At 34.3% G+C, this 17,897-nt stretch carries 16 protein-coding genes; 14 read left to right on the top strand and 2 right to left on the bottom strand.

Going from position 1 to position 17,897, the window contains the following annotated elements; translation table 11 throughout:
* Position 1 precedes the first annotated feature (1 nt).
* The 14 genes from H7F21_RS00835 to H7F21_RS00770 all read left to right on the top strand — a co-directional run bounded on the left by H7F21_RS00835 (position 2) and on the right by H7F21_RS00770 (position 16,642).
* Positions 2-1,525 (top strand): B12-binding domain-containing radical SAM protein, encoded by a 1,524-nt coding sequence (locus tag H7F21_RS00835; protein ID WP_185787346.1) that lies wholly within the window; start codon positions 2-4, stop codon positions 1,523-1,525.
* Positions 1,522-2,181: a methyltransferase gene (locus H7F21_RS00830; RefSeq protein ID WP_185787345.1), complete on the top strand. Its 660-nt coding sequence runs from the start codon at positions 1,522-1,524 to the stop codon at positions 2,179-2,181. Before H7F21_RS00835 ends, H7F21_RS00830 begins: the two co-directional genes overlap by 4 nt.
* A gap of 170 nt (positions 2,182-2,351) precedes the next feature.
* On the top strand, positions 2,352-2,807 hold the full coding sequence (gene rplM, locus H7F21_RS00825) for a 50S ribosomal protein L13 (RefSeq protein WP_185787344.1): 456 nt from the start codon (positions 2,352-2,354) through the stop codon (positions 2,805-2,807).
* Complete coding sequence (gene rpsI, locus H7F21_RS00820) at positions 2,807-3,193, top strand: 30S ribosomal protein S9 (protein ID WP_185787343.1); 387 nt, start codon at positions 2,807-2,809, stop codon at positions 3,191-3,193. The genes rplM and rpsI overlap by 1 nt, the downstream gene beginning before the upstream one ends.
* Positions 3,194-3,410: 217 nt before the next feature.
* Positions 3,411-4,208 (top strand): 30S ribosomal protein S2, encoded by a 798-nt coding sequence (rpsB, locus tag H7F21_RS00815; protein WP_185787342.1) that lies wholly within the window; start codon positions 3,411-3,413, stop codon positions 4,206-4,208.
* A gap of 82 nt (positions 4,209-4,290) precedes the next feature.
* Positions 4,291-5,265, top strand: coding sequence for a translation elongation factor Ts (gene tsf, locus H7F21_RS00810; protein WP_185787341.1), 975 nt, complete (start codon positions 4,291-4,293; stop codon positions 5,263-5,265).
* Between the two features lie 111 nt (positions 5,266-5,376).
* Positions 5,377-7,716, top strand: a complete 2,340-nt coding sequence (locus H7F21_RS00805; RefSeq protein WP_185787340.1) for a tetratricopeptide repeat protein — start codon at positions 5,377-5,379, stop codon at positions 7,714-7,716.
* 77 nt (positions 7,717-7,793) lie between these two features.
* Complete coding sequence (gene pyrH, locus H7F21_RS00800; protein WP_185787339.1) at positions 7,794-8,501, top strand: UMP kinase; 708 nt, start codon at positions 7,794-7,796, stop codon at positions 8,499-8,501.
* Positions 8,502-8,547: 46 nt separating this feature from the next.
* Complete coding sequence (gene frr, locus H7F21_RS00795) at positions 8,548-9,099, top strand: ribosome recycling factor (RefSeq protein WP_221892415.1); 552 nt, start codon at positions 8,548-8,550, stop codon at positions 9,097-9,099.
* Between the two features lie 122 nt (positions 9,100-9,221).
* Entirely contained in the window at positions 9,222-10,499 is a 1,278-nt protein-coding gene (locus tag H7F21_RS00790; protein ID WP_185787338.1) for a DUF5686 family protein, read from the top strand.
* A 110-nt stretch (positions 10,500-10,609) separates the two neighbouring features.
* The gene (locus H7F21_RS00785; protein WP_185787337.1) at positions 10,610-13,018 is read left to right on the top strand and encodes an efflux RND transporter permease subunit; all 2,409 of its coding nucleotides are present in this window, start codon (positions 10,610-10,612) and stop codon (positions 13,016-13,018) included.
* A gap of 31 nt (positions 13,019-13,049) precedes the next feature.
* Entirely contained in the window at positions 13,050-14,483 is a 1,434-nt protein-coding gene (gene asnS, locus H7F21_RS00780) for an asparagine--tRNA ligase (RefSeq protein WP_185787336.1), read from the top strand.
* A 77-nt stretch (positions 14,484-14,560) separates the two neighbouring features.
* Complete coding sequence (rpoN, locus tag H7F21_RS00775; RefSeq protein WP_185787335.1) at positions 14,561-16,024, top strand: RNA polymerase factor sigma-54; 1,464 nt, start codon at positions 14,561-14,563, stop codon at positions 16,022-16,024.
* Positions 16,025-16,033: 9 nt separating this feature from the next.
* Complete coding sequence (locus H7F21_RS00770) at positions 16,034-16,642, top strand: hypothetical protein (RefSeq protein ID WP_185787334.1); 609 nt, start codon at positions 16,034-16,036, stop codon at positions 16,640-16,642.
* On the opposite strand, the gene H7F21_RS00765 is transcribed toward H7F21_RS00770, so the two are convergent.
* Positions 16,637-17,332, bottom strand: coding sequence for a porin family protein (locus H7F21_RS00765; protein ID WP_185787333.1), 696 nt, complete (start codon positions 17,330-17,332; stop codon positions 16,637-16,639). The genes H7F21_RS00770 and H7F21_RS00765 overlap by 6 nt on opposite strands.
* Before the next feature lie 89 nt (positions 17,333-17,421).
* On the bottom strand, positions 17,422-17,886 hold the full coding sequence (locus H7F21_RS00760) for an ExbD/TolR family protein (RefSeq protein WP_185787332.1): 465 nt from the start codon (positions 17,884-17,886) through the stop codon (positions 17,422-17,424).
* Positions 17,887-17,897 lie beyond the last annotated feature (11 nt).

The raw sequence follows: 17,897 nt of genomic DNA, 5'->3' as shown, positions 1-17,897 counted from the left end.
TATGGCAAATAACAAAATCATCATATTTAATCCTCGGAGTGCTAATGCAAAGCATCGCATACCAAATTCTATTTTACAAGTTGGTGCTTCAATCTATGGGCAATTTGATTTTGCATTTGTAGATGGTAATTTAGAAAAAGATCCTTGGAGAAAAATCAGTTCCTATTTTAAAACAGGAGAATATAAATATTTCTGCAGTACGGTTATGCCAGGTCCCCAATTGCGTCAGGCTATTCCATTTACAAAAAAGATAAAAGAAGAATTCCCCGGCACAATAACTATTTGGGGAGGTTATTTCGCATCAAATCAATACAAGGTATCCATTGAAGCACCTTATGTAGATTACATCGTTAATGGCCCTGGTGACGTTACCTTTCCGGAATTATTAAAGACATTAGAGTCTAATAAGTTAAAAGCGTTGCCCAATATTATGAATCTCATCTATCAAGATAAGGATGGTGTAATTATTCGCACTAAAAAGGAGAAATTGCTAGATCAAGATACTTTACCGCAATTGCCCTATACACATTTAAATTCGTTTTATAATCTTGAAAGTTATTTAAGTAAGACGTTCTTAGGACAAAAAACATTCTCTTATCATTCTAGCTTAGGTTGTCCTTTTACATGTTCATTTTGTGCTGTTGTGCCAATTTATGAAGGACGTTGGAAAGCCAAGTCAGCACAAACCGTTTATAATGATGTGAAATACTTTAAAGATAATTATGGTATTGACGCTATAGAATTTCATGACAATAATTTCTTTACGTCTCGAAAACGTGTAGTAGAATTTTCAGAGCTAATCAAAGATGATGGTATTACATGGTGGGGAGAAGGTCGTATTGATACCATTAATAAATATTCTGATGAAGACCTAGAACTCATGAAAGACGCAGGTTGTAAAATGATTTTTCTTGGAGCTGAAACAGGGAATGATGAGATCCTTAAACAAATGAATAAAGGAGGAACGCAAACTGGTCAGGGAATTAAAGATTTTGCTGCACGTTTGTATCCTATAGGCATTATTCCCGAATTCTCTTTTGTCTTAGGCATGCCTGCTGATACATCAGAACAAGTTATGAAACAGATAGAATGGGATATTAATTTTATCAAGGAGATTAAAGAGATCAATCCTGATGCGGAAATTATTATTTATCTATATAGTCCTGTAGCTACTGAAGGCTCTGAGTTGTATGAACAAATTCAAAAGGCTGGCTTTAGTTTTCCAAAACAATTAGATGATTGGTTAGATCCTGCTTGGGAGAATTTTGATTTACGTAAAAACCCGCTTACACCATGGCTCACCCCTAAAATGGTAGACCGTATTATGAATTTTGAAACGGTTTTAAATGGTTATTATCCTACAGCTTCAGATTTTAGAATAAAAGGATTTAAAAAGAAAGTATTGCGATCGATTTCTAGGTTACGCTACAAAACTGGTATTTATAAATATCCTTATGAAATTAAGGTACTACATAAAATTTGGAAATATAGACAACCAGAAATTCAAGGTTTTTATTCAGAATGATAAGAAAAATACTTAAAAAACTCACGCATCCATTTTTAAAATATGGAACAGGAAAGTATTTTTCTAAACCAAGACCTTATAACTATGAAAGTATTGAGGTCATGGTAATGCCAGAAGTTTTTCCGCCACACTATACCTTGAGTACTAAAATACTCTTAGACTATATAAAACCATTAAACTTAAAAGACAAAACAGTCTTAGAATTAGGCTGTGGTTCTGGGATTATTGGATTATTTGCAGCATCGAAAGGAGCAGAAGTAATAGCTTCAGATATTAATGAAGTTGCCATAAAGACTCTAAAACAATCGGCATCCAAAAACAAGTTAGATATTACTATTATTAAATCTGATTTGTTTGAACAAATATTCAAGGATGACTTTGACTATGTTATTATCAACCCACCGTATTATCCTAAAACCCCTAAAAGTGTTAAAGAACGAGCTTGGTTTTGTGGTGAGAATTTTGAATACTTTAAAATACTATTCAAACAGCTCTCAATGCGAAAAGATCATTACATCCTAATGATATTATCTCAAGATTGTGATATAGATAAAATTAGAACTATTGCTACTCATAATAATCTTGAATTTATTTTAGAGCAAGAACGTATGGCTTTAGCCGAGCGTAATTTTATTTTTAGAATTAATAAGAAGTAAGACTAATTTTATCATATTCAAACGATCTAGCAACTTCTCCTTTTTTTAGCCTTAAAAAAACTCAGCTAAGGTTTGTCAATCCAATAGTTTATCGTAAATTTGCAAACTCTTTTTTAAAGAGGAATGTATAATCTTTTGCGCTTTAAAGTGCAATATTAAATCAAATTAGTGTGGATACATTAAGCTACAAAACAGTTTCTGCTAACAAAGCTACCGTTAATAAGGAGTGGGTTTTAGTTGATGCTGAAGGACAAACTTTAGGTCGCTTAGCTTCGAGAGTAGCAATACTTTTAAGAGGTAAGCACAAGCCTAATTTTACGCCACACGTTGATTGCGGTGACAACGTTATTGTTGTAAACGCAGAAAAAATCAACTTAACTGGTAACAAATGGACAGATAAAAGTTATATCCGTCACACAGGTTATCCAGGTGGTCAAAGAAGCTTGACTGCTACTGAGATGTTTGAGAAAGACCCAACCAGATTAGTAGAGAAGTCAGTAAAAGGAATGTTACCTAAGAATAAATTAGGCGCTGTTCTTTTTAGAAACTTAACTGTTGTTGCTGGTACCGAGCACGCTCATGAAGCTCAAAAGCCAAAGGCAACTAATTTAAACGAAATTAACTAATGGAAGTAATTCACAAAATTGGCCGTAGAAAGACGGCTGTTGCTCGTGTGTACGTTGCTAAAGGAAAAGGCAAAATCACAGTGAACAAAAAAGACATGGCGGAATACTTTACTACTGCACCATTGCAGTACAAAGTAAACCAACCTTTAACCATGACTAACAATGATGGCAACTTTGATATTACTGTTAACGTATATGGAGGTGGTATCACCGGCCAGGCAGAAGCAATACGTTTAGCTTTATCCCGTGCAATGTGCGAGTTAGATGCTGAAAACAGACTAGTATTAAAGCCAGAAGGTCTATTAACAAGAGATCCAAGAATGGTAGAGCGCAAGAAATTCGGACAGAAAAAAGCGCGTAAGAAATTCCAGTTCTCTAAACGTTAATATCCAACAACACTTAATTCAGAATCTGAACATTCAGATTCTGAATTATTTTATTTTATTGAAATCGTCGAATAGTTCGGCATAATTAAAACCAGTTATTGTTGTCCACAATGGAAACATTGGGATTTAGTTTAGCATCTAAATGGTTAAGGCAATTCGCTTAATGTGAAGACCACTTAATCATTGCTAATTCAACAGAACGTAAACTATTACAAACATGGAAAAAGTAGAAGTTAAAGAACTACTAGAAGCAGGTGTACACTTCGGTCACCTAACACGTAAGTGGGATCCAAATATGGCTCCTTACATTTATATGGAGCGTAACGGTATCCATATCATTAACCTTTACAAAACAGCAGCTAAGATTGAAGAGACTTGTGCGGCATTAGCAAAAATTGCAGCATCAGGAAAGAAAATCTTATTTGTAGCTACTAAAAAGCAAGCTAAAGACATCGTTGCTGAAAAAGCGGGTGCTGTAAATCAACCTTATATTACTGAGCGTTGGCCAGGTGGAATGTTAACCAACTTCGTCACTATTAGAAAGGCTGTTAAGAAAATGGCTTCGATTGATAGAATGAAGAAAGACGGTACATTCAACTCTTTATCAAAGAAAGAACGTTTGCAAGTAGATCGTCAGCGTGCGAAGTTGGAAAAGAATTTAGGTTCTATTTCTGACATGACACGTTTGCCTGGGGCTTTATTTGTTGTGGATATTAAGCGCGAGCACATTGCGATAAAGGAAGCTCAAAAATTGAACATTCCAATCTTTGCAATGGTAGATACTAACTCTGATCCACGTCAGGTTGATTATCTTATTCCTTCAAATGACGATGCTTCTAAATCCATTAATAAGATTTTATCTATTGTTGCTTCATCTATCCAAGATGGCTTAGACGATAGAAAAGCAGAACGTGCAGAAAAAGACGGAAAAGCTGAAAAGACGGAAGCAAAAGCTGAGGCTAAACCAGCAAAAAAAGCTGAAAAAGCTCCAGTAGCAACGCAAGAAGAAGAATAAATAACATTTATACAATATTAAAAGTCATTTAATTCTTTTCAACTCGAAAATTAATTGAATGACTTTTTAAATTTTAAAAACTATGGAAAATACTGTAAAAATTACAGCAGCAGAAGTTAACAAGCTAAGACAAGCAACTGGTGCTGGTATGATGGATTGTAAAAAAGCTTTAGTTGAAGCTGGTGGTGATTTTGATAAAGCCATTGAAGTTTTACGTAAGAAAGGACAAAAAGTTGCAGAAAAGAGAGCTGACAGAGATTCATCTGAAGGCGCTGCTGTTGCTAAAATAAATGCAGATAACACTTCTGGTGTAGCTATCGTTTTAGGTTGTGAAACTGATTTCGTTGGTAAAAACGAAAACTTTGTGAATCTTGCTAACGAGTTGGGTGAGGCTGCATTAAACTATAACACAAAAGAAGAATTTTTGGCAGGTGATTTCGGTGGAATGACTGTTGCAGAAAAGTTAACTGAACAAACAGGTGTTATTGGAGAAAAATTAGATATTACTGCGTTCGAAAAGTTAGATGCGCCTTTTGTAGGCCAATATGTTCATATTAATAAGATTGCTGCTCTAGTAGGATTATCTGCAAAAGTAGATAACGCTGAAACTTTGGTAAAAGACGTAGCAATGCAAGTAGCTTCTATGGGAGCAACAACGCTATCTTACAAAGATTTTGATCCTGCATATGTGACTTCTGAAACTGAAGCACGTATAGCAGTTATTGAAAAAGATAATATCGAATTAGGACGTTTAGGTAAGACCTTAAAGAATGTTCCCAAATATATCTCTATGGCACAATTAACGCCAGAAGTATTGGCAGAAGCTGAAGAAGCTGCGAAAGCGGAGTTAAAAGCTGAAGGTAAGCCAGAGCAAATCTGGGATAGAATTTTACCAGGTAAAATGGAGCGTTTTATTTCTGATAATACAACTTTAGATCAAGAACAATGTTTGTTAGATCAGAAGTTTATCAAAGATGAAAAGCAAACCGTAGCAGAATATGTTAAAACCTATGGTAACGTTGAGGTTACTGGTTTTAAAAGGGCTACAGTAGGATAATATTCAATAATATAAAATTTAAACCTCCAAGCTAACGTTTGGAGGTTTTTTATTTAATAAGAGTTTGAACTAAGCAAGTATATTCCTATTTTCGTCAAACAACTGAAAGCCATGGAAAAGAACAATAATAAATCGTTTTTAGAAAAATTATGGACTCGTAAAATTCCACAGTATTTAGGGACTTATTTAGCGGTTGGTTTTGGTTTATTTCAATTTATCCAAAGTGTTATTATCCAACGTTATGGCATCAATGATTTATGGCAAGACAGATACTTGTTCATTTGGCTAATTTTGACACCCGCGGTTTTTGTTTTGGTTTATTTTGGATATCAACCAAATGGAAAAGAAGTTTATGAAAAAAAGAAATGGCCAAAATATTTTATAATCACTAATATTATTCTAGGCCTAGGTGCTGGTTTGTTCTTAATAAATGGCAAGGATAATATTACGGATAAAGAAACTGAACTTATCGCTTTGGTAGATGAACAAGGTAAAGAAGTTAAAGCTATAGTACCTGACTTAAGAAAAGTTAAAAGTATTGCTCTATTTCAATTTGAAAACTTAACTAAGAATAAAGAACTAGATTGGATGGGAGTTGCCATGTCCACTCTCCTCGATTTTAATTTGGAGCAACGCCCTGAGTTTTATGTCTCTTCGAGTTTTGAATTAAGCCCACATTATCAAAGATCTGGTGTACCCTTATTTACAGCACCAAATATTGGTGTGCAACGCAATATTGCTAAAAAATCGAGAAACGACTATTTTACCAAAATTTCTTTTGAAAAAACAGATGGTATTTATACATTTTCAGGCGATTTGTACCAAACAAAAAACAATAAAAGTGTTTTAAAAATAAATGTCACTAACGCTGATATATTTTTGGCCCTAGATGCTATAAGGGACCAAATATTTGAGTCTATTTCAACGGATTATGATATAAAGGATAAAGATTTAGCCAATTTTGACAGTAATTTTACGCTTCCTGCATCTGCCTTAGTTACTTCAAATGTAAAAGCATTAGAACATTATATTAAGTCTAGTATAACGCTATTTAAAAATCCAAGTGCTTTAAATGAACTTATTGCAGAAGGTAAAAAGGCTATAGAACTAGACCCTAACTGCTCTATGTGCTATTTGAGTGTTGGTGGCGCATATTTTGGACAAGGAAATCAGACGGAGTCCTTAAAGTATCTTAAAGATGCCATAAAATATGGATCGGCTTTACCAAAGCGTATGCAGTTTTATCCTAAGCAACTGTTTTATAGTTTACAAAACAACAGTGATGCTTTAATGAAGTTATTAGAGTTTCATAAAGACTTATATCCTTACGATTTTAACACCTATAAACTATTACTAACACGCTATACAATTAATGGTGGTGTTGAAAAAGCTAAGGCTTTAATGCAAGAAGCAGTTGAAAACGGCAATAGAGAGCTTGGTCTTCTTGAATTATATAAAATACAATTAAGTAATAATAACTTTGCCGATGCAAAGGGCTCTTTAGATCAACTAACTAAAGAATTTCCAGAACGCGAGCAAAACCGATTACTATATGCCGACTTATATGAAGAGCAAGGAAAAATTAAAGAAGCCAAAACCATTTTACTAAAAGAAGAATCCTTAGACCCTTTTAACACTAGTATTCAAAGACGAATTGCCTATTTAGATTTCATAAACCTTAATTTTGAGGACGCTTTAAAGAGAATAGATAAAGGTCTGTCAGAAGCTACATCTTTATCTGACAGTTTAAGCTATATGAGGTCTAAATACGGTTATGCGCATAGTATGGGCCAAGTAAAGAAGGCTTTAGGTCTTATAAAAGACTATGAAGAATTAGCGATTAAGCAGCAACCCATTATTAATGTAATGTTTTCAAATTATACAAAAAAAACACTACTTTATCAATCTATAGGACAATTAGAAGGTGTTGAGGAAGTTCTAGAGCAGTTAGGGACATTTATGCCTAATAGCTATGACAACTTTAGGTGCGGTATTAATCTCCAAGCTATATATTATGGTTACCCCTTAGTTGGTGATAATTCAGATTATCTTTTGTGTAAAGATTCTGTATTTAAAAGTCAAGGCGAAGGATTTGTGGATTTATTTGATCTTTCTAAAGCCTATATAGAGAAAGACTACTCAAAATGCATTGGAGTTTTTGAAAACAGTAGTGCTGATTTAGAAAAGCTTATAGGCTTTAAGTTTTTTATCGCTGACATTTTTCACAAAAGTGGTAATTCAAAAAGAGCTTTAGAAATAATGAAAAATGAAGTCGCAAAAAAAACTCAAGACCCATTAAATTATCTAAAGCTCGCAGAAATTTTGGAAAAAGAAGACAAAACAGAATCTAAGAAATATTTAGATATAACCCTTGGGTTTTTGGCGAATGCAGATGCTAACTATATTCCACTTAAAAAAGCCAAAGCTTTAGAGAAAAGACTGGCTGAATAAACCTTAAAGTTTGGCGTTTTTTTCACTTTTACGGATGCTAATAATTATGTAGTTTTGTTAAACTTTCAAATCGACTGATGAAATATAAAAGAATACTACTGAAATTGTCTGGTGAAGCTTTAATGGGAAACCGACAATATGGTATTGACCCAGAACGCTTAGCTGAATATGCAAAAGACATTAAAGAAATCACTAATCTAGGCGTAGAAGTTGCTATAGTCATAGGTGGTGGAAATATTTTTAGAGGTGTTGCAGGCGCTAGTAATGGTATGGATCGTGTGCAAGGAGATCATATGGGTATGCTGGCCACGGTAATTAACGGTCTAGCTTTACAAAGTGCTCTAGAAGATGCTGATATTCCAACACGTTTGCAGACCGCTATTAAGATTAATGAAGTAGCTGAGCCCTTTATAAGACGCAAGGCTATGCGGCATTTGCAAAAAGGTAGGGTAGTAATTTTTGGTGGAGGAACTGGTAACCCTTACTTTACTACGGATTCTGCTGCGGTTTTAAGGGCTATTGAAATCGAAGCAGACGTTATATTAAAAGGCACTCGTGTTGATGGAATATATAATGCTGATCCAGAAAAAGATAGTACAGCAGTAAAATTTGATCATATTACTTTTGATGATGTGTTACGCAAAGGACTAAAGGTTATGGATACGACAGCGTTTACACTCAGTCAAGAGAATGAATTGCCAATTATAGTATTTGATATGAATAAAAAAGGGAACTTACTTAAAGTAGTTTCTGGAGAAGCAATAGGAACGGAAGTTAATCTTTAAAAATTTGGTATAACCTTTGATAATTTTCAACTAAAGTTTTAAAATTATGGACGAAATTAAGTTTATTATAGATACATCGAAAGAAGCCATGGATGCTGCCATTAAGCATCTAGAAAAACAATTAGTTAATATTAGAGCTGGTAAGGCAAGTCCTGCCATGTTGGGAAGTGTTATGGTAGATTATTATGGTTCTCAGACACCTCTTAATCAGGTCGCTAATGTTAATACACCTGATGGTAGAACTATTTCCGTGCAGCCCTGGGAAAAAAGTATGCTTCAGGAAATAGAGCGCGGTATCATGTTAGCTAACTTAGGTTTTAATCCTATGAATAATGGTGAAATGATTATTATCAACGTACCACCATTAACGGAAGAACGCAGAAAAGATTTAGCGAAGCAGGCTAAAGCTGAAGCCGAGGACGCAAAAATTGGTATAAGAAATGCGCGTAGAGATGCCATGCATGATATTAAAAAATCTGATGTTTCAGAAGATTTACAAAGCAATGCCGAAATTGATGTACAAGAACTTACAGATTCTTACGTTAAGAAGATAGATCATATTCTTGATGTTAAAGAAAATGAGATCATGACGGTATAGAATAGCTTTTGTAATTCTGAATTTATTTCAGAATTACATTACATATAAAATTTAAAAACCTGAAACAAGTTCAGGTTGGCAACTTAAGATGTTTGTTCTTCTGTTTTAAATTAAAAGGTTTTATGCTAAAACATCTGCTTGTTGTTCTTCTTCTTTGTTTTGCAACAAATAGCTTTGCACAAAAGCCTATTCTGAAAGAAAAGGATTCTACTGAAAGAGCCCAAGACTCTATAAAGAAAATTAAATATCTAAAGCAACTTGGGAATGGTTTTCTGCCCTTTAACTACTTTGATGCGGATATGCGTTATCTCATTAAGTTTAATCAATACGAGGGTATTAGAACTGGTTTAGGAGGTGTAACCAACAAGCGATTTTCTGAACGCTTCAGATTAAATGGCTACATTGTTTACGGATTTACGGATAAACGCCTCAAATTCAGCGGAGGAGGAGGTTTTAGAATAAATGAAACTCATAATACTTGGGTCAATTTCACCTACACTGATGACCTCATGGAAACTGGGAGTTCTACCTTTTTAACGGACAAACGTTTTTTTACTTTTTTTGAACCTCGACTTTTAAATATAGACTTATTTCATAGGCATATTACGAAGTCTGTAGCACTAGAACATCGATTTTCCGATAATTTCTTATCTGAAACACAATTGGCTGTGAGCGATATCAATCCTACCTATTTCTATAATTTTTTGATAAATGATAAAAGTTACAGTAATTATGATCTTAGTACTTTGCGAATAAGCTTGCAATGGAGCCCATTCAATGAAGTCAGCACTATTGATGGTAAAGAGAAAGTCAAGGAAGGCTATCCAAAGTTTACTGCACAATTTACTCAGAGTTTTAAATCTATTTTTGGCAGCGATTTTAATTTTTCAAAATTAGATTTTAGAACCATACAGCAATTCAATCATAAAAATAATTCTAAAACGAATATTACCTTGGTTGCTGGTATTGCAAGTGGTGAAGCACCGCTCACACATTTGTATCATGCCTATCCCAATAATATAAATAAAGAAACCATATTACAACGGTTTTCTGTGGCAGGTTTAAACAGCTTTGAGACGATGTATTTTAATGAGTTTTTTAGTGATAAATTCTCTACTCTACAACTAAAACATTTTTTTAGACCTTTTAATATTTCAGAACGGTTTAAACCGCAATTAGTATTGATTTCCAGGTATGCTATTGGCAACATGAATAGTATAAACAGACACCAGGGTATAGGTTTTGAAACTTTAGAGAAGCTCTACTCAGAATCTGGTTTTGAAATCAATAAATTGTTCTTTGGCTTCGGCTTGAGTTTTGCATATCGCTATGGTAGTTATCACTTGCCAGAATTTGGAGATAATATTGCATTTAAGTTTACTTTTAATATTTCACTGTAAATCAAATTATAATACTGTTAATTGCATAGCAAATCCTTAGGTTTTTTCTACCTTTGCGGCTCATTTCGTTTAAGTAATGAGTGTCAACTAAATGACAAGGTAATTCAAGTATGTTTAAACTATTAACCACAGGATTTTGGGAAGCTATTGCGAGGCTTATTCTTCGCAATAAAATCTTTATTCTAATAGCTATAATTGCGGCTACCGTATTTTTTGGTTTACAGTGGAAACATATGCGCTTTACTTACACAGAAGCCAATATGTTACCTGATGAGCATGAAGTAAACCTTACCTACAAGGACTTCTTGAAAGTATTTGGGGAAGAGGGTAATCTTATAGTGCTTGGAGTGAAAGATTCAACGTTGTTTACTGTTAAACAGTTGAATGCTTGGAATCGACTTGCGGAATCCTTTAAGTCTTACGACGAGGTTGAAACGGTTCTATCTATTAAGGACCTCCAAAAATTAGTCAAGAACACAAAAAAAGAACAGTTCGAAACAGAACCTTTTATTAAGGATTCTATTTCGAGCTTAGCAGAGATCAACACACTTCAAAACGAACTATTTAAAAAGTATCCGTTTTACGATAACTTTCTATTCAATTCAGAAACAAAGACGATTCGCACTGCGATTTATATAAAGAAAGATATCGTAAACACTTCAGCTAGAAAAGACTTTATTATTAATGTCCTAGAGGAAAAAATCGAAGACTTTGAGACAGCGACAACTCTCGATGTAAGAGTTTCGGGAATGCCTTACATTAGAACACTCAATTCTCAAAATATAGTAGACGAGATTCCAATCTTTATTGGCGCTGCACTTTTTGTAACGAGTTTAATTTTCTTTTTATTTTTTAGGTCGTTTAGAGCTACTTTTATATCGCTTATCGTGGTCTGCGTTGGTGTGATGTGGACGTTTGGTATCCTTGGTTTACTTGGTTACGAAATCACAGTTCTCACGGCACTTATCCCGCCTTTGATCATAGTTATTGGTATCCCAAATTGTATTTTCCTAATCAATAAATATCAGCATGAGGTTAAGTCGCATGGTAATAAGGTAAAGTCTTTGCAACGCGTTATCACAAAGATTGGGAATGCTACCTTGATGACAAATGTCACTACGGCTTCGGGTTTTGCAACATTCATCCTTACAGAGAGTAAATTACTTAAGGAATTTGGTATCGTAGCATCGTTGAGCATTTTGGCTATTTTCATTTTATGCCTATTAATTATTCCAATAATCTATACATTTTTACCATACCCTAAGCAACGTCATTTAGAGCATTTAAACAAACGTTGGATAGGTGGTTTTGTTGACTGGATGGAGCGTATGGTAAAGCATAAAAAAATCACCATTTATGTTACGGCATTGATATTGATTATTGTGAGTATGATTGGTATGAACCAAATACGAATTTCAGGAAGCTTAATAGAAGATATGCCTAAAAACAAACAGTTTTTTAAGGACATTCGTTTTTTTGAAGAAGAATTCAATGGCATTATGCCTTTGGAGATTATGGTGGACACCAAGCGTAAGAAAGGCGTTATGAAATTGGCGACATTAAAACGCATCAATCAACTTGAAGAACTTATTGAAGAAACTCCTGAGCTTTCCAAGCCCATTTCAGTTGTAAGTTTAGTTAAGTACAGTAAGCAGGCTTATTACAATGGCAATCCAAAATACTATCAGTTACCAACAAGCCAAGAGAATAGTTTTATTTTGTCTTATGCCAAAAACTCATCTTCAAATGTAGATATGCTAAAGAATTTTGTGGATAGCACAGGTCAATATGCACGTATTACAACATTCATGAAAGATATTGGCACCGACAAAATGGAGCGTATTCAGGAAAATCTTCAAAATAAAATTGATAAGGTTTTTCCGGAAGAGCGTTACGAAGTTACGATGACAGGAAAAGCCTTGGTATTTCAAAAAGGGACAAAATATTTGGTGAGGAATCTAGTGATTTCATTAACCTTGGCTATTTTCCTTATTTCGTTATTTATGGCATACTTATTCCGTTCTTTTAGAATGATTATTGTATCGCTCATTCCTAATTTGTTGCCGCTTTTGGTTACAGCTGGTATCATGGGGTTTATTGGAGTGCCTATAAAGCCATCAACTATATTGGTGTTTAGTATTGCTTTCGGTATTTCGGTAGATGATACCATTCATTTCTTGGCCAAATACAGACAGGAATTGCAAGCCAACCATTGGAAGATTAGAAAGTCTGTTTATGCAGCATTGCGAGAAACAGGAGTCAGTATGTTTTATACATCAATTGTATTGTTCTTTGGATTTTCGGTATTTACAATCTCCAGTTTTGGAGGTACAGTTGCATTAGGAGCTTTGGTTTCAATAACCCTGTTGTTTGCAATGCTTTCTAATTTATTATTATTACCGTCGCTACTTTTATCATTAGAACGAAGTATTGCCAATAAGGAGGTTTTACGTAAACCAACAATTGATATTATTCCAGAAGAAGATGATTCTGAAATGGATTCAGAAAACGAACTATAACATATATCTTAGCATTTCAAAATAATTAAAAATGACAACAAAAACTGTAGCAGAATTATTATCGCAAGATGTCACCTTGCAAGACGTTACCGTAAAAGGATGGGTAAGAACATTTAGAGCAAATCGTTTTATAGCTTTAAACGATGGTTCTACAATTAATAATATTCAGTGTGTCGTAGACTTTGAAAATTTTGATGAAGCACTTTTAAAACGAGTTACCACTGGCGCTGCAATCCATGTTACTGGTGAGTTGGTAGAAAGCCAAGGTAAAGGGCAATCTGTTGAAATTCAGGTGAGAGAACTCGAAGTTTTAGGAGATTCTGATCCTGAGACATATCCAATACAACCAAAGAAACATTCTTTTGAGTTTTTAAGGGAAAATGCGCATTTACGAACCAGAACCAATACATTTAGTGCGGTAATGCGAGTAAAATCAGCGTTATCTTTTGCTATTCATAAATATTTTACTGAGAATGGTTTTTATAATATGCATACGCCTATTATAACAGGAAGTGATGCTGAAGGCGCTGGTGACATGTTTCGTGTTACCACTTTAAATGCTAAAAATCCACCATTAACTGAAGATGGTGAAGTGAACTATAAAGAAGATTTTTTTGGCAAAGAAGCTAACCTTACGGTTTCGGGTCAATTAGAAGCAGAAACTTATGCGATGTCATTAGGGAAGGTCTATACATTCGGACCAACATTTAGAGCAGAAAATTCAAATACATCTCGCCATCTGGCTGAGTTTTGGATGATAGAACCTGAAGTTGCCTTTATGGATTTAGCCGGCAATATGGATTTGGCAGAAGATTTTTTAAAGTCTGTTCTTGGTTACGTTTTAGAACATAACGAAGAAGACCTAGAGTTTTTGGATAAGCGTTTACAAGATGAAGAAAAAGGGATGCCACAGGCGCAGCGCAGTCCAATGAATCTCATTGATAAGATTAAGTTCGTAGTAGACAATAATTTCAAACGAGTTAGTTATACAGAAGCTATAGAGATTTTAAGGAACTCTAAACCTAATAAGAAGAAAAAATTTCAATATATCATTGAAGAATGGGGAGCAGACTTACAATCGGAGCATGAACGCTTTTTGGTAGAAAAACACTTTAAATGTCCTGTAATTTTGTTCGATTATCCGGCAAATATCAAGGCATTCTACATGAGATTGAATGAGGATGGCAAAACCGTAAGAGCAATGGATATTCTTTTCCCAGGTATTGGTGAAATGGTAGGAGGCTCTCAACGAGAGGAACGTTTGGATGTGCTTAAAGAGAAAATGGCTGCCCTAGATATTCCAGAAGAGGAATTATGGTGGTATTTGGATTTAAGAAAGTACGGAACAGCGGTACACTCTGGTTTTGGGCTTGGTTTTGAACGTTTGGTTATGTTCTCCACAGGTATGGGTAATATTAGGGATGTGATTCCTTATCCTCGTACACCTCAAAATGCAGAATTTTAGATAACTATAAAACCTGTTGGGTTTGAAAACCTTACAGGTTTTTTTTAGTATTTTTATATATATTCGGAATTTATAATATGGCCCTAAAACAGTATTTACAATTTAAACTATCCCAGAAGCTATCGCCTCAGCAAATACAGTTGATGAAGCTGATACAATTGCCTACTCAAGCTTTTGAACAGCGTTTAAAGCAAGAGTTGGAAGAAAACCCAGCATTAGATACTGGAAAAGAATCAGAGGCAGCAGAAGACAGTTTTGACGAATTTGACAATACAGAAGAATATAACGATAGTGAAAAAATAGAGGCTGAGGACATCAATGTAGACGAATATCTTAGTGATGATGAAATACCAGACTATCGTACTCAAGCCAATAACTATAGTTCTGATGACGAGGAGAAAAGTGTACCCTATGCAGCTGGTACTTCTTTTACACAGCACTTAATCAATCAACTCAATACGTTTAGGCTTTCTGAACAGGAAGAAGAAATTGCCTATTTCTTGGTTGGTAGTGTTGATGAAAGTGGCTACATACGTCGTTCATTATCTGATATTACGGATGATTTGGCCTTTACTCAAAACGTATTTACCACAGAAGAGGAAGTCCAAGAAGTACTCAAGGTAGTACATCAACTCGATCCAGCAGGTGTTGGTGCTAGGAATCTTCAGGAGTGTTTAAGTATTCAATTACAAAGAAAAGAACCAAATCCAGATGTGGAATTGGCACAAAAAATAATTGATAAGGCGTTTGAACAGTTTACTAAGAAGCATTATAAGAAGTTAATGCATAAGTTCAATATTGATGAAGAGGAATTAAAAGATGCCATTGAAGAGATTGAACGTCTTAATCCCAAACCAGGTGGTTCTTACGCTGGAAATAATAAAATTGTTGAGCATATTGTACCCGACTTTGCTATTAAAATTGTGGATGGCGAACTAGAGCTTACGCTTAATGGTAGAAATGCACCAGAACTTCATGTATCTAGAGAATATAACAACATGTTAAAAGGCTATAAAGATTCAAAAGAGAAATCTAAAGCACAAAAGGATGCCGTTATGTTTATAAAACAAAAACTAGATGCAGCTAAATGGTTTATTGAAGCAGTAAGACAACGTCAACAAACTCTGTTTGTAACGATGAGTTCTATTATGGAATATCAAACAGAGTATTTTTTAACAGGAGATGAGCGCAAGTTAAGACCTATGATACTAAAGGATATTGCTGACGAAATTGAAATGGATGTATCCACAATTTCACGTGTGGCAAATAGTAAATATGTCGATACGCCTTATGGTACTAAATTGATTAAGGAGTTTTTCTCTGAGTCTATGACTAATGATCAAGGGGAAGAGGTGTCTACAAGGGAAATCAAAAAGATTCTTGAAACCGTCATTGAAGAAGAGAATAAAAAGAAGCCTTTGACGGATGAAGCACTTTCAAAAATCCTTAAGGAAAAAGGCTATCCTATTGCTAGAAGAACAGTGGCAAAATATAGAGAGCAATTAGATATTCCTGTTGCGCGTTTAAGAAAAGAACTATAGAATTTCTGGATGAAAAATCATATTCTTAAAGGTATCTCATTTGTTTTTCATCCTTTGATCATGCCACTTCTTGGTGTCTTGTTCTATTTTTCTAAAACGCCACGTTTTATTCCAGAACCTGTAAGAAATGCCAAGATTTTTTCAATTGTGATTCTCACGATTATCCTACCAATTCTCTTATTCTTTTTACTAAAGACTATAAATAAAGTTAATAGTATCTATTTAAGAAGCACACGAGAGCGCTTAATACCATTATTTATTAATTGTGTCATTGTCCTGTTAATACTTCTTCGTGTACTTCCATCAAATGAAATATTTGAATTGTACTACTTCTTTTTAGGTATTTTATGTTCTACCCTTGCTTGTTTTTTTATGGCTGTTTTTAAAGTAAAAGCAAGCATACACATGATTGCTGCTTCAGGTTTTTTTATGTTTGCGGTAGCTTTGGGTATCCACTATCAAATTAATATTAACGGAACAATTGCCTTAATGATGATTGTTCTAGGTGCTATAGCAACATCTCGTTTGCATTTAAAAGCCCATACCAATCAAGAATTAATAATTGGTATGCTTACTGGGCTATTTCCGCAGTTGTTATGTATGAACTATTGGCTATAGGATATAGAATATTAGCCCTATTTTAAACGATGATAGATCAATAGAGTTTCCCTCTAGTTTGGCTGAATCATCAAATATAGGGTTTAGGCCATAATACATATGAAAATTCCAAGTACCATAGCCAACACTTAATGTTAAACCATACTGTAGTTTGTTAAAAGCGTCGATATTAGATAATCTTTCATTACCAATATCACTTTTAAACTTTGAAGAATTATAGAACAGATAGCCAAATTTAAAACCAGAATAGATGCGCCAAAAGTTGTAGTCAGTTGCTGTTGAGGTCCGCCACCTATATTCTAATGGTACTTCTACCAAGTAGGTTGTAAATTTATTTTTTGAAACATTAATTTCGCTCCCATTGATGACTTCATATACAAAATCACCATTAGTTTCAAGAATTGAAACATTTTGATTGTAGGAATTGGTAGAGAGCCCTAGGCCTAATCCAAAAGCTTTATTCCTACGTTCATTAATGGGCATATCCCTAATAAAGCCAAAATGGAACCCAGAAGAAAATCCATTCTGATTGACGTCTTCGGGTTTATTATTTAGAAGATTATAAGTAACTGAAATATAAAATTGATCTTCCCTATACTTTTTATATAGCTCTGATTTGTCTCTATCCTCGTTTTGCGAATAACAAGTACTACCTACCAAAGTTATCAAGCCAAGTAAAAAAATCTTCATAAGTTAAATCTACAAAATCTTTTAAATGCCTAGTACAAAAAAACGTCCTGATTTCTCAAGACGTTTTAGAAATTATAAAATTAAGAATGTTATTGCTTGGATTCGACGTTTGTAACGTACATTACTTTAAGCGTATTTGCTTTTCTAAGTTCTTGTTTTACATCTGAAACTAATCCAGCATGCGTCTCTTTATCAACTTTAAGACCAACAACAAATTTAGGTTGCAATTCTTCAGTTAGTGCTCTCTGAGCTTCCAATACGCTAGGTTGAACTTCATCAACATCAATAAACTTGTCATTAAATTGAATACGTGGTTCTTCTCCTAATTGTTTATATTGACTGCTTGGTTTACCAGCATAAATGAACGCTGTTCTATCTTTTTTTAGCTTTTCTACCTGATCAGCGCTAGGTAAGATGTTTTCAATCATTAAACTACTATCACGCATTACTGTCGCTACCATGAAAAAGAAAAGCAACATAAATACAATATCAGGTAAGGATGCCGTCGAAATCGCTGGCAATTCGCTTTTACCTCCTTTTTTAAATTTTGACATAATTGTTACTT

Source organism: Winogradskyella flava (assembly GCF_014243395.1).
Classification (GTDB): domain Bacteria; phylum Bacteroidota; class Bacteroidia; order Flavobacteriales; family Flavobacteriaceae; genus Winogradskyella; species Winogradskyella flava.
The sequence above is the reverse complement of the archived record's forward strand: the minus strand, read 5'-3'. Positions and strand labels throughout refer to the sequence as shown.

What these genes read in the sequence shown, in the direction of transcription:
- H7F21_RS00785 (WP_185787337.1), top strand. Translation starts at nt 10,610, where the DNA reads ATGTTTAAACTATTAACCACAGGATTTTGGGAAGCTATTGCGAGGCTT.
- rpsB (WP_185787342.1), top strand. Translation starts at nt 3,411, where the DNA reads ATGGAAAAAGTAGAAGTTAAAGAACTACTAGAAGCAGGTGTACACTTC.
- frr (WP_221892415.1), top strand. Translation starts at nt 8,548, where the DNA reads ATGGACGAAATTAAGTTTATTATAGATACATCGAAAGAAGCCATGGAT.
- H7F21_RS00760 (WP_185787332.1), bottom strand. Translation starts at nt 17,886, where the DNA reads ATGTCAAAATTTAAAAAAGGAGGTAAAAGCGAATTGCCAGCGATTTCG.
- asnS (WP_185787336.1), top strand. Translation starts at nt 13,050, where the DNA reads ATGACAACAAAAACTGTAGCAGAATTATTATCGCAAGATGTCACCTTG.
- H7F21_RS00770 (WP_185787334.1), top strand. Translation starts at nt 16,034, where the DNA reads ATGAAAAATCATATTCTTAAAGGTATCTCATTTGTTTTTCATCCTTTG.
- H7F21_RS00830 (WP_185787345.1), top strand. Translation starts at nt 1,522, where the DNA reads ATGATAAGAAAAATACTTAAAAAACTCACGCATCCATTTTTAAAATAT.
- rpoN (WP_185787335.1), top strand. Translation starts at nt 14,561, where the DNA reads ATGGCCCTAAAACAGTATTTACAATTTAAACTATCCCAGAAGCTATCG.
- H7F21_RS00835 (WP_185787346.1), top strand. Translation starts at nt 2, where the DNA reads ATGGCAAATAACAAAATCATCATATTTAATCCTCGGAGTGCTAATGCA.
- H7F21_RS00790 (WP_185787338.1), top strand. Translation starts at nt 9,222, where the DNA reads ATGCTAAAACATCTGCTTGTTGTTCTTCTTCTTTGTTTTGCAACAAAT.
- H7F21_RS00765 (WP_185787333.1), bottom strand. Translation starts at nt 17,332, where the DNA reads ATGAAGATTTTTTTACTTGGCTTGATAACTTTGGTAGGTAGTACTTGT.
- tsf (WP_185787341.1), top strand. Translation starts at nt 4,291, where the DNA reads ATGGAAAATACTGTAAAAATTACAGCAGCAGAAGTTAACAAGCTAAGA.
- H7F21_RS00805 (WP_185787340.1), top strand. Translation starts at nt 5,377, where the DNA reads ATGGAAAAGAACAATAATAAATCGTTTTTAGAAAAATTATGGACTCGT.
- pyrH (WP_185787339.1), top strand. Translation starts at nt 7,794, where the DNA reads ATGAAATATAAAAGAATACTACTGAAATTGTCTGGTGAAGCTTTAATG.
- rpsI (WP_185787343.1), top strand. Translation starts at nt 2,807, where the DNA reads ATGGAAGTAATTCACAAAATTGGCCGTAGAAAGACGGCTGTTGCTCGT.